The following is a 17,833-nucleotide window of genomic DNA, read 5'->3' on the forward strand; positions in this document are numbered from 1 at the left end:
TTGATGATTAACTATTTAGAGACTGTCTGATTGCGACCTTGTTCTTTGGCTTTATACAGCCTCTCGTCGGCGACCTTGTAGATTTCAGATAACGCGTTACCATTTTCAGGCCAGCGGGCCACGCCGATACTTACGGTCATTTTAGCGTCAAAGCCTTCTACGCTTAACGTGTGTTCGACTGAATGCCGTAAACGCTCTGCAATGCTATGCGCCTGAGAAGGCGTCACATCAGGTACAAGTAAACAAAACTCTTCGCCGCCGAATCGAAAAGCCCAATCGTTTCGTCTGCGCATACTATTGATAATTCGTGATACGTCAACGAGTACGGCATCTCCTACGCCATGGCCATATTTATCGTTTACCCTCTTAAAATGATCAAGGTCGACTAACACCATAGAGACAGATTTTTGTTTTTCGGGCAACGTTTCGCAGAGCATGTCGAAAATTGAGCCTAGAAGCAAGCGGTTGTTTAGCCCTGTGAGCGGGTCTAGTGAGGCCATTTCCTGCAAACGCTTGACGGTCTCTGCCCGCTTTCGTTCATAAGTGTAAGATAGCGCCCAAATAGCAGTAAGCGTTAACGCAATATTGACAATGGCAATGACGGGCGTGTCGGGATTATGCACAATATGTCGGTAGGTTAGGATACCGCAGCCTGATAATACATATAATACAGAGTATATGGTGCCTAATTGGGTGCCCAACAGTAAATAGGATAGAACCGGAACAATGAAAAGCCAGCTGTACAGTGCTGAGGTAAATGAAGCGCTAAGAATGCCAATAAGAATCACGGTGTACAGAGCGAATAGAAACACAGAAGACCATAATTTTAGGTTCGTTGTCTTTTTATGAATCGCTAAAATAGCCAGAGAAAGAACGACAACCAGTAACTCAACAAACGCTAATACTTTGTGGCCTACTATCCAATTATTGATAGTAAAAATGACACCTGCAACAATGATAACAAGTAGAACAACTCTCAATACCGTACGACGAAACTCGAGTTCGTTGCCCCACAAATTAGAAGTGGCCATGGTGATGTGTATTCCCTTACAAATTTGACTGAAGATTTTTGTCTTTAAGAACTGCACATAGTAGAGGGCGCAGGAGCATAGTGACACAACACAATGTTATCTGATTTGGCTCACGGTGTTTATCTTAATTGTTAAAGATAGACGAATAGATAAGAGATGTGACCAGTTTGATGAAATTAAACTGGTATTTCGATTATCTTCAATGCATGAGCCTTGCCGATAACCACAGTGAATAGGTTAATAATTAAGTGAAGCTTTTGTGAACTTGCTATTTTCTTCTAGTATTTGAATGTGCCTTTCATGGTACATTGCATGAAGCAATTCACGTGGCGCAAAAATAATTAAAGCAAATGCATCAGGATGCGGTTAAAAAGTGAAGTGCTAGGTCTTAAGTTGCAAAGCAGACCACTTTACCAATCAAAATCGTTACCATAGCCGCATCAACGCAAAGGGTAAACTATGAGAAGAGCAGTTATCACCGGTCTTGGAATTGTTTCAAGCATCGGCGTCAATAAACAAGATGTACTTGCTTCACTAAAAGCAGGTAAGTCAGGTATTACACACTCTGAGCAGTTCGCTGAGATGGGCCTAAGAAGCCAAGTGTGGGGTAATATCGATATCGACCTTAAAGAGCACATCGACCGCAAAGCTATGCGGTTTATGGGTGATGCAGCGGCCTATGCTTATGTTGCAATGCAACAAGCCATTGAAGATTCAGGCCTTGAAGATAGCGACATTTCAAACGATCGCACCGGCATCATTGCTGGCTCTGGCGGCGCGTCTTCTGAAAACCAAGTACTTTCGGCAGACATTCTGCGTGAAAAAGGCGTAAAACGTGTGGGCCCTTATATGGTGCCACGTTGTATGGCGTCTACGGTTTCAGCGTGTCTTGCTACGCCATTTAAAATTCGTGGTGTGAATTACTCAATCGCATCAGCGTGTGCCACCAGTGCGCATTGTATTGGTAACGCCATGGAGCTTATTCAACTGGGTAAGCAAGACGTTGTATTTGCAGGTGGCGGTGAAGAATTACACTGGGCACTGTCAAGTCAGTTCGACGCCATGGGCGCACTGAGTTCTAAATATAACGACAATCCTTCAGTAGCATCACGTACTTATGATGCAGCACGCGATGGCTTTGTAAGTTCAGGCGGCGGCGGTATGGTTGTGGTTGAAGAGCTTGAGCACGCATTAGCCCGTGGCGCAAAAATTTATGGTGAAGTGGTTGGCTACGGCGCAACTTCTGATGGCTTCGACATGGTAGCACCATCAGGCGAGGGCGCAATCCGTTGCATGAAAATGGCCATGGCGAATGTATCTGCACCCATCGACTACTTGAATACCCATGGTACTTCAACCCCAGTTGGTGATGTAAAAGAACTGGCGGCTATTCAGGAAGTATTCGGCCAATCTGGTGTACCAATTAGTGCAACAAAGTCACTAACAGGTCATGCATTAGGTGCTGCTGGCGTTAACGAAGCTATATACAGCTTATTAATGATGGAAAATAACTTTATTGCACCGTCAATTAATATCGACACATTGGATGACGCAGCTGCTGGTCTCGACATTGTGACACAAGCACGTGAAGCAACGTTGAACACGGTTATGTCTAATAGTTTTGGTTTTGGCGGTACTAACGCAACGTTGGTGATGCAGCGCTACCAAGGCTAATAAAGCAGTTAGTTAACTGGTTTGAATTAGCGTCGACAGTCGGCTTTAAAAACAAACCAGATACTAGACTACTTAACAGCAGCTCACTTTCAGTCGCTAATTTTAAAGGCTCGATGATGGTAATTTAGGTTACTGGTATCGGGCCTTTTTGCTTCCAGCGCTTTTTTTCATACCTTTAAGTAAGACAGTAGACGTACGTCAAATTCACTCTTTATCTTTTAAAAGAGCAAACAGGGCACTTGGTCGACTAATTGTTATTTTCCCATAATGTAAATGCAGTAACCCTTGGTTTTGTAAATCGCCTAAGAGCTGATTTACGGTTTGTCGGCTGCTATTTATCATTTGCGCTAAAGATTCTTGCGACAAGGTTAAGGTAATGGCGCTGTCTTGCGGTAGATGCTGACCATAACTGGTGGTTAGCATAAGCAAGCGCTTAATTAACTGGTGTTGTAAGTTTAGTCCAGCACTGGAATCAATAAATTGAAATGCACTTCTTACTCTTGAGCAAAGCAAGCGCGCGAAGTGTGGATAAAGCTCGGGGTGGGCCTTTAACATTGCGTTAAACGCAACTTTGGGAATAACGGCAATAACGGTATCGATTTCACACACACTGTTATGAGTGCGGGGTAAATCATCGAATAAGGATATTTCACCAAACCACGTACCCGGACCCAGCAAGGCAAATAGCATTTCTTTCCCGTTTTCCCCTATGTTCACTACGCGCAGGCGTCCTTCACACACGCCATAAAAGCCAATTCCCTCTTCACCTTTTGCATGTAATTGTTGGCCTGCCTTTAAATGGCGAATACGCACTTTATCGAGCAAGGCACTTTGCAAGTTTTCAGGGAGTGAAGAAAACCACATCGAGCTGGTTAAAACTGGAGTGTATTGTTGATTTAACATTTTTATTACAGTGTCGTTTATCCGACAGTTTAGCCTGTAATTTAGGCGTAAGGTAGCAAAAAATGTAGGAGATCTATGATGAGTTCAAAAGTAAAAGCACAAGTGAGCGAGCAAGAGTGGCAAACTCGTGTGGATTTAGCCGCCTGTTATCGCGCAGTGGCCATGTATGGCTGGGACGATTTAATATTTACCCATATTTCGGCACGAGTGCCGGGACCCGAACATCATTTTCTGATAAATCCATACGGCATGATGTTTGATGAAGTTACTGCATCAAGTTTGGTGAAAGTAGACTTACATGGTAACAAAGTGATGGAAAGTGAATACGATATAAATCCAGCGGGCTTTACTATTCACAGTGCGGTACACGAAGCCAGAGACAATGCGAAGTGCGTTATGCATTTGCATACTACCGAAGGGGTAGCGCTTTCAGTATTAGAGGAAGGATTGCAAGCGTATTCACAGCAGTCTTTGTTTCCGTTAGCGTCGCTGTCTTACCATGCCTATGAAGGGGTAGCCTTAAATCCTGATGAGAAAGCGCGCCTAGTTCGTGATTTAGGTGATACGCAATTTATGATATTGCGCAATCACGGGCTGCTTACCTGTGCCGATAACATTCCTGATGCATTTTTATTTATGTTCATCTTTCAGCGAGCCTGCGAAATTCAGTTAAAAGCGCAAGCCACAGGCCAGAAGTTAATCCCCATTCATTCTGCTATTTTACAAGGGATCCGTGCCCAAGCGTCTGAGGTAACGAAGCAAGCGGGTGGAAGCCTAGCGTGGCCGGGTATTAAACGGCGGGTTGCTCGTCGATTCCCTGGTTTCGATGAATAAGCGCTGAATTAGACTAAAAAACTGTATTGATTCATGGTGCTCAAGGTTACTAATCCGAAGGATTGAGGTAGACTTAGCACCATGAAAATACTCTTTGAAGACACTATCCCTTTAGGCCGTGAATACTTCAGCGGCTTAGGCGATGTTAGCAGTTACGCATGGCAAACCCTTACTCCGGAAGATATCAAAAACGTAGATATCTTGGCTGTGCGTTCCACTACCAAGGTCAATGAAGCCTTGCTTAGCCAAGCATCGCAACTTCAGTTCGTTACCACTGCTACCTCTGGCACTAACCACATGGATAAAACCTGGCTTAATAGTCAGGGGATCAGCTGGAATTCCGCGGGCGGTTGTAACGCCGTTGCCGTGGCCGAATATGTGCTAAGCGCATTATTTTTAGCTGACCGTGCAGGTAAAATAGACATTAATGCTATTACTGTTGGTATTGTGGGGGCAGGGCATGTAGGCACTGCGTTGGCTAAACGATTAGCGGCATTGAACATTGAATATAAGTTGTGCGATCCCCCATTAAACGAGTCGGATGACCCACGTGGTTTCGTTGATTTTCAAGATATTATCGATTGTGATGTCATCACGCTTCATGTGCCTTATGTGAATACAGGCCGCCACACTACAGGTAAGTTGATTAATGCTGATGTGCTAGGGCAGCTAGGTAGCAATAAGCTGCTAATTAATGCATGTCGCGGTGAGGTGATTGATGAACTGGCTTTGTTAAATAGGCTTAAACAACCCAACGCGCCCACAGTAGTGTTAGATGTCTTTGAAAATGAGCCCGCCATTAACCCTGAACTATTACAATACTGTTGGTTGATGACACCTCATATAGCTGGGCATTCTGTTGAGGGCAAAGTCCGTGGTACCCAGTATGTTTACGAACAAATATGTAACTTATTGGAAGAACCAAACACGAAAACCCTCGGCGACTATTTGTCTGCTGTCGAACCCATTAAAGTAGCATTGGCGTCGGCGTCAGCTTCTGCATTATCGAAACAAGATTTGATAGGATTAATGCTACAGGTTTATAACTTGCGTATTGATGATGAAGCGTTTCGCGAAAAGTTAGGGGAAGCGTTGGAAAGACAGCAAAATGAAAGTGCGCAAAGCGAAGAAATTAGTGCCAGCATTAGCCATACCTTTGCTACTATGCGCAAAAGCTATCGAGTAAGACGGGAATGCAGTGCATACACGTTGATATTGCCCCGTCACACATCAGATGGAATTAAACAGCAATTAAAAGGGTTAGGTTTTTTGTTGCAAGCCTAGCTTGCCAGCCTAACGTCTTCTATTTTTAAGCAATACTATTTACAGGAGAAACAACACTTATGTCACAAGCCTTTGACGTTGCCGTATTAGGCGCGACCGGTCTAGTTGGGCAAACTATGATAGAACTACTGGCGGAGCGTGGCTTTCCAATAAATCGTTTATATCCACTAGCCAGCAAACGTTCAGCGGGAACCAGTATTAGCTTCAAGGGCGAAGATGTAGAAGTGTTGGATGCAGATACTTTCGATTGGTCGTTGGTACAGTTTGGCTTCTTTTCAGCGGGCGGCAGCATTTCTGCGGAATTCGCGCCACGTGCTGCTGATGCAGGCTGTATTGTTATCGATAACACGTCTGAATTTAGGTACGAGCCAGACATTCCGCTTGTCGTGCCAGAAGTTAATGCTCATGTATTGGCTGACTTTCGTAACAGAAACATTATTGCCAATCCTAACTGTTCAACCATTCAAATGATGGTGGCGTTGAAGCCGATACACGATGCTGTAGGTATTGACCGTATTAACGTGAGCACGTATCAGTCTGTATCGGGTGCAGGAAAAGAAGCGATGGAAGAGCTGGTGAAACAAACTGCTAGCCTGCTCAATGCGCGAGAGCTTGAGACAAAAGCGTTTAGCCGTCAAATCGCCTTTAACGTTATTCCTCAAATTGATGCGTTTCAAGACAACGACTACACCAAAGAAGAAATGAAAATGGTGTGGGAAACACAAAAAATTATGGGTGATGACAGTATCTTGGTTAATGCGACCGCAGTCAGAGTGCCTGTGTTTTATGGCCACGGTGAAGCCATTCACTTAGAAACTCGCGCGCCAATAGATGCTGAACAGGTTAAACAGTTACTTGCAGATGCCCCAGGCGTTAAAGTTTATGATGCTGCCGACGAGTTTCCTACTCAGGTAAGCAGTGCTAGTGGCAATGATATGGTTCACGTTGGGCGTATTCGAAACGATATTACCCATCCCTGTGGTCTTAACCTTTGGGTTGTGTCAGACAATATCCGTAAAGGTGCGGCAACAAACAGTATTCAAATTGCTGAAACCCTAATTCGCGATTACATGTAATCATAGGGTAAGTAAGCAAAGCCTCAAATAGGGCATATGACATTGATTTCGCCGAGTAAGTAAACATTTTGCTTACTCGGCCGATAAGCAGTTATATCGATATTCAACAAATAGATACCGAAAACAGAAGGGCTAACTAGATTGCCATTAATAACTGGTTTATAGTTTCCTAAACCAGATTGGAAATACCACTGGCCTTAGTGATGTTGTCGATACATCAATAAAGGTAAAAAAATAGCGGTAAGCAATGTAGAAAATCTGTATTGATAGGGCATTTTCATTCGTGCGCACGCGCTATCAAATGATAAGAATAAAAAGCTGAACCCGTTTGCTGCATTTAAGCGCAAATGAAAAGAGGTTTAGCTACGAATCTCCACCATTATACTTGGTGGTGTTGACGCTTGAGGGCATATAGGATTGCTATGAAATTGCATTTGACGGGCTTAGTTTTACTTACTTTATGTTTACTAGCCCCCCACAATAATGTCGATGCACAGGAACGCGCTACCCTGCTGAAAGGGCCCAAGAACGCGACCAGTCAGTATTCTGGGTTAGAATACGGCCCCATTGATTCTCAAGATACCCTTTGGCGTATAGCTGAGCGTTATCGCCAAAATGATAACCTGTCAGTTTATCAGGTTATGTCCGCTATTTATGAGCTAAACCCCAATGCATTTGAACAGCAGAACTTAAATCTATTGGTTGATGGTTCTATGCTGAAGTTGCCATCAGAACGTTATATTTCTCGTATTGATGCAAGACAAGCACAGATTCGAGCAGAAAGTGACGAGCGAACCTTCGCTGAGTTGCTAAACAAACCCGGTAGCAGCGTACGAAATATTAAACCGCCTGCGCCTTTGGTGAATCAAAACGATTTAAGCCAAACTCAATCCAATATAGAACAAAAAATTACGCGTTTAGATCAAGAGCAAACCCGTCAATTTGATGAGCTTCGGATGCAATTTGCTGCGTCGTTAGAAAACGTGGAAGCCTTGTTAAACGAAAATCGCAAACTGTATGAGCGGGTTGACGAGGTTAATGGTGAACTTCAAGAGCTTCGTAATCAGGTTGAAGGCGATGTTAAAACACAAATAGATACACAAGTAGCGCTGCAACAAGAGCTGCTCGACATGATGAAAGCCGAGCAAACGCAGCGAGAAGCAGAAAAACAAAAGTCGATGTGGAGTTCGCTTTCTAGCCCAATGCTTCTCATTATAGGCTCCGGCATTATTACCTTATTATTGGTTGGCGGGCTAATTGCGTGGTTGTTGAAACGCAAACCAGCTGAAGCTGCAGAAGCACCCGAAGTACCAGAAATCTCTGATGATGTACCTGTACCAGATACTGACATGGCTGACTTGGCCAGCGCACTAGAGCCTGATCTTGGCGATAGCATGGAGCTGACGGATGACGATCTGTTCAACGACGACGACTTGCTTGATGATGTGCTTACCTCTGAACTAGAGGAAAGTCTTGATGATGATTTAGAAACCTTCGGCGACCTTGACGATGACATGTTGGTGCCTGAAGACGATACCGATGACTTATTTGAGTCGGGCAGTGATGAGCTTGACCAGAATGAGCTAGACAGTTTGTTCGATGATGACGATTTATCCGATAAGCTCAGTGAAGATGAAAACAGCAGTTTAGAAGGGTTTGATTTATCTGGTGATGACGATGATGACTTGGCTAACTTTGACGATTCGCTTGATGCAGACCTTGGTGAAGAATTAGACGAAGCTCAAGAAGAAACCGATATTGAAGAAGCGCCAGATGCGTCTGAACCCGATGCCTTAGATGACGACTTTGATATCGATGATATTTTAGATGGCGCAATGGCAGAAGCTGCAACGAGTGATTCGGTAGACGACATTTTTGAAGCCGCTCAGTCAGCATCGAATGAAAGTGAAGAAGATACTGCCACCTTACCCAGTGTTGATGATGAAGACGAAACGCCTGAGATCAGCATTGATGATTTGCTTGAACAAAATGCACCAGAAACAACGCTGCTTGATGAACTAGACAGTAAAGATGAGCTTATTAATGAAGAAATGATTGATAAGCTTGATGATGAGATTAATCAGCAGAATCAAGAACTCGATCGTATTACTGATGATTTGCTTAACGAGATTGAGCAAATCGAAATGATGGGTGGCCTAGACGAAGGTGACGAAGACAGCGAAAGCGAAGAGGATACAATAGAGTCTGTTGCTTCAGCTCCTTCACCACAAGCCATTCAAAGCCTAGACAGTATTACCGATGACCTAGACGAAATTGATGTTGAAGACATGGAGAATGCTGATGATTTCTCTGATCCTTTGTCGGATGACTTAATTTCTGAATTGCAGGCTGAAAGTGAAGAAGAGTTGGGATTCGATGAAAATGCATCTGACGAAGAGCTGGCTCCTGAAGTAGATGAATCTGCAGATGATGATTTTTCTGACCCTTTCACAGATGACTTGCTGGCCGAGCTTGAAGCTGACATTGAATCGGATGATGACGATGTAGCGCCCGAATCAGCAGACGCTCAGATAGATGGCGAATCAGACAATGATAATGCTGACTTTGACGACCCGTTAACAGACGATTTGCTCGCCGAGCTTGAAGCGGGAATCGACTCTGAAGATGAAGCTTTAGCGCCCGATGCGGATGAGGAAACTCAGCCTGACTTTGACGAAAGTGGCGATTTTGATGACCCACTTACTGATGATTTGTTAGCAGAGTTAGAGGCTGAAAATCAACCAGATGACGCGTTTGAAAACGAGTCAGAAGAAACCTCTGAGGCTACTGAAGCTCCAGAAGCTAGCGATGACTTTAATGATCCACTTACCGATGATTTACTCGCTGAGCTAGAAGCAGATATTGAATCCGATGAAGGTACTGATTCCGGCGATGCGCTTGCAGATGAACTTCTTGCTGAGCTTGAAGCTGATATCGACATTGACAGTGATATCGAACAGACTCAACCCGATGCGCCGCTAGACAATGATGAAACACCATCTAGTGACGACCTGAGCGATGAAACCGATGCTCTCCATGAGGCTCCCGAAATCGATGCGCTTGAGAATGATCCCATCGAAAATGAAGTCTTAGAGGCCGAAAGCACAGACAGTGAAATCGAGCAGCAAGAAACATCAGATTTTGACGAAGCTGACCAAGATGTTGCTGATGAATTACCTATTGATGAAGCACTAGCTGAAGATGATTCTAGTGATGAAGAACTTGAGGCCGATGCGCTAGCGCCAGAGCCCGAAGAATTAGCATTAGACAATGAAGATGAAGCAGCTTCCCATGAAGAGCTTGTTGAAGAGTTACTCGCCGATGAAGAGGACGGTGAAGAAGTACCCGCCGAAGACGAGCGTGCTGAAGATGAGTCAGAAACAGACGCAACAGATTTAAGCAATGATGAACCGCTAGATGAACTTGAATCTTTAGGTTCCGCTGAGCAAGTCATTGATGAACCAGAAGCAGAAATACAAGATATAGCGTCGTTAGAAGAAGCCGAGTCACAAGATGACATTGACGGGTTTAACGAAGACGAAGTATTAGATGAAGCACCGCCTGCTGAAGCTCAGCTAGACTTTGATGGTGATGATGAAAGGGACGATGCTCTCGAGTCTGCTGAACCCGAAAATGTAGAAGTAGACGTAGACGGTGCCCACAGCGACGATGTAAGCCACAGCGACGATGTAAGCCACAGCGACGACGAAAGCCACAGCGACGACGAAAGCCACAGCTACGACGAAAGCCACAGCTACGACGAAAGCGATAGTGACGACGAAAGCGACAGTGATGTAGAAAACGACAGTGATGAAGACGAGTTACTGACTGACGATTTACTTTCTGAGCTTGATTCTGATATTGAAACAGGTCTAGACGTTGCGCCAGATGAGCCTCATGTTGCTGAAGAAGAAGATGTAGAAGATACTTTTGACATCGAGCCAGGTGCTGATGAGCCTCTTGCCGAAGCCGAAGCCGAAGCCGAAGCCGAAGCCGAAGCCGAAGCCGAAGCCGAAGCCGAAGCCGAAGCCGATCCACTTGACGATGCGTTAGCGGCGTTTGATAAACAAATGATGGATGATATTCCTACATTTGGTGAATCAAGCGATGATGCTGAAGAGCCAGAGCCAGAGCCAGAGCCAGAGCCAGAAAGCAACGATTACGATGACAGTATTCTTGATAGCGCTTTCGATGAAATTGATGAATTTGAATTAGAGCATGAAGTTGATGGCGTGGTGCCTGAGCCTTCAGCTAATGAAGAGCCCTCAGCCAATAAAGAGCCTTCTACCGATGAAAAAGACCCTAGCGACTTCGACGAATTAGAAGATGTGCCAGGGTTAGATGACTGGTTGTCAGGAACCGAAGAGTCAGAACAAGAAGAGATATTTGACGATTTAGATGGTGCAGAATTTGATGAGTTGCTGCAAAGCATTGAATCCGAGCAAGAAGATGAACCAAGCGTTGCAGCTGACACCACTGAATCGACAGAAAGCCTAAATCTTGAAGAAGGTCCCGAGCCTGAACTTAAGCTCGACAATCCAGATTTAGATTTAAGTGCACTACTAAACGATGTGGATCTTGATGCTGAAACCGAACCACGCACTCCACCAGAAGATTTCTTGGATGTGGAAGCGCTGATGGATGATGGTGAAGACAATGAAATAGATCCAGACAGTGCAGAACTTGATTTAGACGTAAGCCTATCTGATTTTACCGGTGTTAATGATGCCGATGATGTTATTGATATTGATAAAGATGCTGGGCAAAACGCTAACCTCGACCTCGCACGGGTTTATCTAGAAATGGATGATATCGTTGCCGCTAAAGAATTACTCGAAGATGTGATGAATCTTGGTAGTGAAGAGCAAAAGCAAGAAGCTGAAGGTATTTTAAAATCCATCAGTTAATTGCATGTTGAGTGCGGTATGACTACACTTAGCGGCTTTTCAATTTAGAGGTGTTTGAAACATGGGGCGAATCGCCTTAGGCATCGAGTATGATGGTGCATCGGTACATGGTTGGCAACGTCAAAAAGACGTGGCTAGCGTGCAAGAATACCTAGAGAAAGCACTCACCGTTATCGCAAATAAGCCTATTATAGTATTTTGTGCTGGTCGCACCGATGCTGGTGTACATGCAACTGGCCAGATAGTCCATTTTGATTGCGATGTAGAGCGTCCAGAGCGTGCTTGGACACTTGGTATCAACGCTAACATGCCTGACACGATAGCTGTAACCTGGGCCAAACCTGTCTCTGATGATTTTCATGCCCGCTTTTCGGCCACCCATCGTCGTTATCGCTACGTTATTTATAACTCCCGTATGCGACCTGCTATCCTGCACAATGGCGTTACTCACGAATACCGAGAGTTAGACGCAGAAAAAATGCATGAAGCCGCACAGGCGCTGGTAGGTGAGCACGATTTCACTACATTTAGGGCTTCGCTGTGCCAAAGCAAAACGCCTCACCGAACTGTGAGTAGCGTGAGTGTACATAGGCAAGGTCGTTATGTGGTGTTAGATATCCGTGCGAATGCGTTTTTGCATCATATGGTACGGAACATCACGGGTTCTCTGCTTTGCATTGGGGCAGGAGAGCAACCTGTCGATTGGATGGCGCATCTACTTACCTTAAAAGACCGTGCAAAAGCCGCTACCACTGCCAAACCTAATGGGTTGTATTTGGTAGATGTGACTTACCCTGAGCATTTCGGTATACCAAAATCACCTCTAGGGCCTCTTTTTCTTCCAGAATCTTAAGAGCGTGAACGGTAGCAATAGGTTACCGTTCAACTTCTTAGACCAGTTTTGTTTTTTCCATTTTACTGTATTGTGGTCTAATAGCGCGCTATATTAGGTGGTTGTACTAACGTAGTGCGTATTTTTCTCTTGCGCTACAATAAAGTAACCGAAATATTCATGTAGTATTGACACAAAGCACGAATGAAAAAACAGTGTCGGTGCGCTAATAAATATAAAGGATTCCTTTTCCATGAGCTGGATTCAAAAAATTCTTCCGCGTACGCAAACATCCACAAAAGGTAATGTACCTGAGGGGATTTGGACAAAATGCGGCTCTTGCCAAGCTGTGTTGTACAAAACTGAGTTGGAAAAACTTCAAGAAGTTTGCCCTAAGTGCGACCATCACATGCGTATTACGGCTCGTCGCCGTATAGACGGTTTTCTTGATGAGGGTGACCGCGTAGAACTTGGTGCTGAATTCGAACCACAAGATATCTTGAAATTTAAAGACTCAAAGCGTTATAAAGACCGTATTGTAGCCGCGCAAAAGCAAACTAATGAAAAAGACGCCTTGGTTGTTATGCAGGGCAAACTAAAAGGTATGCCGGTGGTAGTAGCCAGTTTCGAATTTGCCTTTATGGGTGGTTCAATGGCCTCTGTGGTAGGTGCTCGCTTTGTTGCTGCAGTAAATGCTTGTCTTGAAAACAACACACCACTAATTTGTTTCTCTGCCAGTGGCGGTGCTCGTATGCAAGAAGCGCTTATGTCGCTAATGCAAATGGCAAAAACATCTGCAGCATTGGCAAAAATGAGCAAGAAAGGTTTACCTTACATTTCTGTGTTAACAGACCCAACAATGGGCGGCGTTTCTGCCAGTTTAGCGATGCTAGGTGATGTTAACGTTGCCGAGCCAAAAGCCTTGATTGGTTTTGCTGGTCCTCGTGTTATCGAGCAAACAGTACGCGAAAAGTTACCACAAGGTTTCCAGCGTAGTGAGTTCCTTGTTGAGAAAGGCGCTATTGATATGATTGTTGACCGCAGAGAAATGCGTGATAAATTACACGGCTTGTTACTTAAGCTGCATCATCAGAATTAGTGAATACACAAAAAAATCAAAATACTGGCTCAACAACCACGTTGAGTCAGTGGCTTTCTCATCTTGAATCTATACATCCAAGCGCCATTGATATGGGGCTTGAGCGCGTTAAATCTGTGGCAAATGCCATGGGTATCCATCTAAAAGACGCTTTACTTATTACCGTTGCCGGTACTAATGGCAAAGGCACGACCTGTCGCTTGTTAGAGCAAGCTATGCTTGCGCAAGGTAAAACCGTTGCGGTGTTTAGTTCTCCTCATCTAGTGAGTTACTGCGAACGTGTGCGGCTAAACGGTGAATTGGCTGAAGAAAGCGCATTTTGCCGTGCTTTCGAGCTTATCGAAAAAGCCCGAGGCGATATCACGTTAACCTATTTTGAATTCGGCACCTTAGCTGCAATGAAAATGATGCAGGATTGGGGTGTTGATGTGGCCGTATTGGAAGTGGGACTAGGGGGAAGGTTAGATGCCGCTAATATTCTTGACCCAGATTTAGCCATTATTACGACTATTGATCTTGATCACCAAGACTGGCTGGGCGATACCCGCGAAGCAATTGCTCGTGAAAAAGCCGGTATCATGCGAAAAAATGGTAAAGCTGTTATTGGCGAGCTTTTACCGCCAAGTTCACTACGTGACGTTGTGTCTGAATTAGATGTTGATGCTCGATGGGCGCAGCAAGACTTTTTCATCGTTGAGAATACCGCGCCTGACAATAGCCTTAGCGCTAGCACCAGTCGAACGTGGCAATGGAAGGGTAAGCATACTGAATTTACCCAGCTGCCATACCCGCATATTCCGCAACAAAACGTGAGTACGGCACTTGCGGCACTAGAGTTATTAAACTTACTGCCAGATGAAGCAGCGATAAAGCACATTATCGCCAACACCCGTTTGCCTGGGCGCCAACAAGAAATTAGCCATAACCCGCTAGTGGTGGTGGATGTCGCGCATAACCCCCAAGCAACCAAAGCAATGCGGGAATGGCTTAAACGTTACCCCGCAAATAAAATACGCGTGGTAGCGGGTATGTTAAAAGACAAATCTATTGTAGAAACCCTTGCGCCTTTGTCGTCGCTGAATGCACAATGGTACTCAGCAAGCACATCAGGCCCTCGAGGCTGCAATGCAGACGTACTCGCGGGGGCGCTTTTGGATGCTCAGCTTGATAAAAGCTATATCAAAACCTTCAGCGATGTGACGAATGCTTATAAAGCAGCTCGTAATGATTACCAAGAAGGCGAACTTATATTGGTCTTTGGTTCCTTTGTTACCGTGGCTGAAGTGTTAGATTATACCAACGCAAATGAACAACAATAAAATCGAACAATAAGTTCAACAGGAGATAATAGTGACGTCGGCATTAAAGAATAGACTCGTGGGCACCATCATCATTGTGGCGCTGGCAGTTATTTTTTTACCAGACTTTCTCGATGGCAAGAAGCAAACCAATAAAGAACCGTTTGTATCTGTTCCTGCAAGTCCTCCTAAGAAACCCATTGTAGAGCCCGAAGCCTTTCCTAGTGAGCGGGTAGCTAAAGCGGCACAGTTGCCCGTTACGGTAACAGACGACAAAGCGCTGGATGATGAAGGCGCACCGTCTAATGTGCCTAGTGAGACTCAAGCGTTGCCTGAGCCGGTAGAGGCTAAAATAACGCCAGAAGACACTCTTGCCAGTCAAACCATTGTTGAAGCACCAGATTCATCTACTGTGGATGACGCAGGTTGGGTGATACAACTAGGCAGCTTTCGCCATGAGAAAAACGTAAAGTCATTATTGAATAAGCTTGAGAAAGCTGGGTATCGTGCGTTTAGTCGCCGGATAATGACTAACTCTGGTCCGCTCAACAAAGTGTTTGTTGGCCCAGACTTAGAAAAACAAAAATTAGAGGCAGCATTGCCCCATTTACGTGAACTCACCGACCTGAAAGGTAAGGTCACCACGTTTAAAGTAGAATAGTGTAAACCGATAGGTACACAGCACTTTCTACACCGTGAAAATCAGAAGCTAAAAATATTACACATTGGTAATTTTTCCGGCTTCTGTTAGAATGCGCGCCATCTCGCCAACGGCATGTCGCTACTAACAACTTCCGCGACTATAACGCAATTAAGAGACAATGAACTGGGTAGACTTTTCCATATTGGGTATCGTTGCGGTATCTACCTTAATAAGCCTTATTAGAGGGTTTGTTAAAGAAGCCATCTCTCTTGTGGTATGGTTTGGCGCACTCTTTATTGCCAGCCATTTTTATGCCGACTTAGCCGTATATTTTACTGCCATCGATGATGTGTATCTTCGAAATGGCGCTGCCATTGCCGCTTTATTTGTATCAACTCTGATGCTAGGCGGCATGTTAAATTTTGCAATTGGACAACTGGTTCAGGCTACAGGCTTGTCAGGTACCGATCGCGTTTTAGGCATTGTATTTGGAGCGCTCCGCGGCGTACTTATCGTTAGCGCGCTTCTCTTTTTCATGGACACTTTCTCTGCTGCTGCCTCATCGCAGTGGTGGCAAACGTCGGTACTTATTCCCGAATTTGGTGTCATTATTGAGTGGTTTTTCACGTATGTGAAAGGCTCCTCCAGTTTCTTAAATCCCGCTTGATATAGGTAACGCACATGTGTGGTATTGTCGGAATAGTTGGTAAAACACCAGTAGCTCAGTCTTTGTACGATGGTTTAACGGTAATCCAACATCGTGGACAGGATGCTGCTGGAATAATGACCATCGACCAAAATATGTTTAATTTGCGTAAGGCAAATGGTTTGGTTCGTGATGTATTTCATACGCGTCATATGAAGCGTTTATCGGGTAATATGGGTATTGGGCATGTTCGCTATCCTACTGCGGGCACCTCAAGTTCAGCCGAAGCTCAGCCTTTCTATGTGAACTCACCGTTTGGTATTGCGTTTGCACACAATGGTAACCTTACCAATGCACACGATTTGCAAGAAGAAGTATTTCGAATTGCCCGTCGTCATATTAACACCACATCTGATTCAGAATTGTTGTTAAACATTCTTGCTCACGAGCTACAGCAAGTGGCAGGGCTAAGTGTTACCGCTGAACATATCTTTGAAGTAGTTACTAAAGTACACAAGAAAATTCGCGGTGCGTACGCGGTTGTTGCCGCTATTATCGGCCAAGGTATTGTGGCATTTCGTGACCCACACGGCATTCGCCCGTTAGCGCTAGGTAAGCGTATGACAGAGCTTGGCGAAGAATGGATGGTAGCATCGGAAAGTGTGGCACTGGATGCCGTTGGCTTCCAATTTATCCGCGATGTGTCGCCAGGTGAAGCCGTGTACATTACTGAAAATGGCGAGCTTCATACCAGACAGTGTGCCGAGAACCCCATTACTTCGCCTTGTATTTTTGAGTTTGTGTATTTTGCACGCCCAGATAGCTTTATCGACGGTATCTCAGTTTATGCGTCTCGCGTGAATATGGGCCGCCGATTAGGTGAAAAAATTGCCCGTGAATGGAGCGATTTAGACATCGATGTTGTTATTCCTATCCCTGAAACGTCTATGGATGTGGCACTGCAAATTGCCAACACCTTAGAGTTGCCATACCGTCAGGGCTTTGTGAAGAATCGCTACATTGGTCGTACCTTTATAATGCCTGGCCAAACTATGCGTAAGAAGTCTGTACGCCGCAAGCTAAACGCTATCTCGTCTGAATTTAAAGGCAAGAACGTGTTGTTAGTTGATGACTCTATTGTTCGCGGTACTACATCTGGCCAAATTATTGAGATGGCCAGAGAATCTGGAGCTAAGAAGGTATACTTCGCCTCTGCAGCGCCTGAAATACGTTTCCCTAACGTATATGGTATCGACATGCCTTCAGCCAACGAACTGATTGCCTATGGCCGAGAAATCGATCAAATAGCCGACCTTATTCAAGCTGACGGTCTTATCTTCCAAGATATCACTGATTTAGTTGAAGCAGTTCGGGAAGAAAACGATTCAATTCAACGTTTTGAAACTTCAGTTTTCGACGGCAACTATATTACCGGTGATGTAGACCAAGACTACCTTGAACGTATTGATATTTCGCGTGGCGAGAAGTCTCGTGAAGCGCCCATTCTGCAAGCAGAGTTGAGCAATTTAGATATGCATAATATCGATTCTAACGACTAGGATAATCCTCAGCAGATAGTTTCGACTATGTGCTGAAGTCATCAAAA

At 44.7% G+C, this 17,833-nt stretch carries 13 protein-coding genes; 11 read left to right on the plus strand and 2 right to left on the minus strand.

The window, feature by feature from the left end; translation table 11 throughout:
* Positions 1 to 11 precede the first annotated feature (11 nt).
* Positions 12 to 1,031, minus strand: coding sequence for a GGDEF domain-containing protein (locus C7Y69_RS00500; protein WP_126871449.1), 1,020 nt, complete (start codon positions 1,029 to 1,031; stop codon positions 12 to 14).
* 459 nt (positions 1,032 to 1,490) lie between these two features.
* Here C7Y69_RS00500 and fabB point away from each other — a divergent pair, with 459 nt between their 5' ends.
* On the plus strand, positions 1,491 to 2,705 hold the full coding sequence (gene fabB, locus C7Y69_RS00505; RefSeq protein ID WP_126871450.1) for a beta-ketoacyl-ACP synthase I: 1,215 nt from the start codon (positions 1,491 to 1,493) through the stop codon (positions 2,703 to 2,705).
* Positions 2,706 to 2,909: 204 nt separating this feature from the next.
* Here the strand turns inward: fabB and C7Y69_RS00510 are convergent, their stop codons facing one another.
* Positions 2,910 to 3,608: a Crp/Fnr family transcriptional regulator gene (locus C7Y69_RS00510; RefSeq protein WP_126871451.1), complete on the minus strand. Its 699-nt coding sequence runs from the start codon at positions 3,606 to 3,608 to the stop codon at positions 2,910 to 2,912.
* A gap of 78 nt (positions 3,609 to 3,686) precedes the next feature.
* On the opposite strand from C7Y69_RS00510, the gene C7Y69_RS00515 reads away from it, so the two are divergent.
* The 10 genes from C7Y69_RS00515 (at position 3,687) to purF (ending at position 17,786) form a co-directional block, all read left to right on the plus strand.
* Positions 3,687 to 4,442 (plus strand): class II aldolase/adducin family protein, encoded by a 756-nt coding sequence (locus tag C7Y69_RS00515; protein ID WP_013783497.1) that lies wholly within the window; start codon positions 3,687 to 3,689, stop codon positions 4,440 to 4,442.
* 81 nt (positions 4,443 to 4,523) lie between these two features.
* Entirely contained in the window at positions 4,524 to 5,726 is a 1,203-nt protein-coding gene (locus tag C7Y69_RS00520) for a 4-phosphoerythronate dehydrogenase (RefSeq protein ID WP_126871452.1), read from the plus strand.
* Positions 5,727 to 5,785: 59 nt separating this feature from the next.
* On the plus strand, positions 5,786 to 6,802 hold the full coding sequence (locus C7Y69_RS00525) for an aspartate-semialdehyde dehydrogenase (RefSeq protein WP_126871453.1): 1,017 nt from the start codon (positions 5,786 to 5,788) through the stop codon (positions 6,800 to 6,802).
* Between the two features lie 422 nt (positions 6,803 to 7,224).
* A complete protein-coding gene (locus tag C7Y69_RS00530) occupies positions 7,225 to 11,709 on the plus strand; it encodes a FimV/HubP family polar landmark protein (protein ID WP_126871454.1) in 4,485 nt (1,494 codons plus the stop codon).
* Between the two features lie 61 nt (positions 11,710 to 11,770).
* Positions 11,771 to 12,562 (plus strand): tRNA pseudouridine(38-40) synthase TruA, encoded by a 792-nt coding sequence (gene truA, locus C7Y69_RS00535; protein ID WP_126871455.1) that lies wholly within the window; start codon positions 11,771 to 11,773, stop codon positions 12,560 to 12,562.
* A 232-nt stretch (positions 12,563 to 12,794) separates the two neighbouring features.
* Positions 12,795 to 13,640: an acetyl-CoA carboxylase, carboxyltransferase subunit beta gene (accD, locus tag C7Y69_RS00540; protein ID WP_013783502.1), complete on the plus strand. Its 846-nt coding sequence runs from the start codon at positions 12,795 to 12,797 to the stop codon at positions 13,638 to 13,640.
* Positions 13,640 to 14,959, plus strand: coding sequence for a bifunctional tetrahydrofolate synthase/dihydrofolate synthase (folC, locus tag C7Y69_RS00545; protein WP_126871456.1), 1,320 nt, complete (start codon positions 13,640 to 13,642; stop codon positions 14,957 to 14,959). Before accD ends, folC begins: the two co-directional genes overlap by 1 nt.
* 31 nt (positions 14,960 to 14,990) lie before the next feature.
* The gene (locus C7Y69_RS00550) at positions 14,991 to 15,599 is read left to right on the plus strand and encodes an SPOR domain-containing protein (RefSeq protein WP_126871457.1); all 609 of its coding nucleotides are present in this window, start codon (positions 14,991 to 14,993) and stop codon (positions 15,597 to 15,599) included.
* A 160-nt stretch (positions 15,600 to 15,759) separates the two neighbouring features.
* Positions 15,760 to 16,248, plus strand: a complete 489-nt coding sequence (locus C7Y69_RS00555) for a CvpA family protein (RefSeq protein ID WP_126871458.1) — start codon at positions 15,760 to 15,762, stop codon at positions 16,246 to 16,248.
* Positions 16,249 to 16,262: 14 nt separating this feature from the next.
* Positions 16,263 to 17,786, plus strand: a complete 1,524-nt coding sequence (gene purF / locus C7Y69_RS00560; protein ID WP_013783506.1) for an amidophosphoribosyltransferase — start codon at positions 16,263 to 16,265, stop codon at positions 17,784 to 17,786.
* Positions 17,787 to 17,833 lie beyond the last annotated feature (47 nt).

The organism is Alteromonas sp. KS69 (genome assembly GCF_003989595.1).
Classification (GTDB): domain Bacteria; phylum Pseudomonadota; class Gammaproteobacteria; order Enterobacterales; family Alteromonadaceae; genus Alteromonas; species Alteromonas naphthalenivorans.

Bases quoted from the DNA above. Each gene is read 5' to 3' on its own strand.
- C7Y69_RS00500 (WP_126871449.1), bottom strand. From the start codon at position 1,031: ATGGCCACTTCTAATTTGTGGGGCAACGAACTCGAGTTTCGTCGTACG.
- fabB (WP_126871450.1), top strand. From the start codon at position 1,491: ATGAGAAGAGCAGTTATCACCGGTCTTGGAATTGTTTCAAGCATCGGC.
- C7Y69_RS00510 (WP_126871451.1), bottom strand. From the start codon at position 3,608: ATGTTAAATCAACAATACACTCCAGTTTTAACCAGCTCGATGTGGTTT.
- C7Y69_RS00515 (WP_013783497.1), top strand. From the start codon at position 3,687: ATGAGTTCAAAAGTAAAAGCACAAGTGAGCGAGCAAGAGTGGCAAACT.
- C7Y69_RS00520 (WP_126871452.1), top strand. From the start codon at position 4,524: ATGAAAATACTCTTTGAAGACACTATCCCTTTAGGCCGTGAATACTTC.
- C7Y69_RS00525 (WP_126871453.1), top strand. From the start codon at position 5,786: ATGTCACAAGCCTTTGACGTTGCCGTATTAGGCGCGACCGGTCTAGTT.
- C7Y69_RS00530 (WP_126871454.1), top strand. From the start codon at position 7,225: ATGAAATTGCATTTGACGGGCTTAGTTTTACTTACTTTATGTTTACTA.
- truA (WP_126871455.1), top strand. From the start codon at position 11,771: ATGGGGCGAATCGCCTTAGGCATCGAGTATGATGGTGCATCGGTACAT.
- accD (WP_013783502.1), top strand. From the start codon at position 12,795: ATGAGCTGGATTCAAAAAATTCTTCCGCGTACGCAAACATCCACAAAA.
- C7Y69_RS00555 (WP_126871458.1), top strand. From the start codon at position 15,760: ATGAACTGGGTAGACTTTTCCATATTGGGTATCGTTGCGGTATCTACC.
- purF (WP_013783506.1), top strand. From the start codon at position 16,263: ATGTGTGGTATTGTCGGAATAGTTGGTAAAACACCAGTAGCTCAGTCT.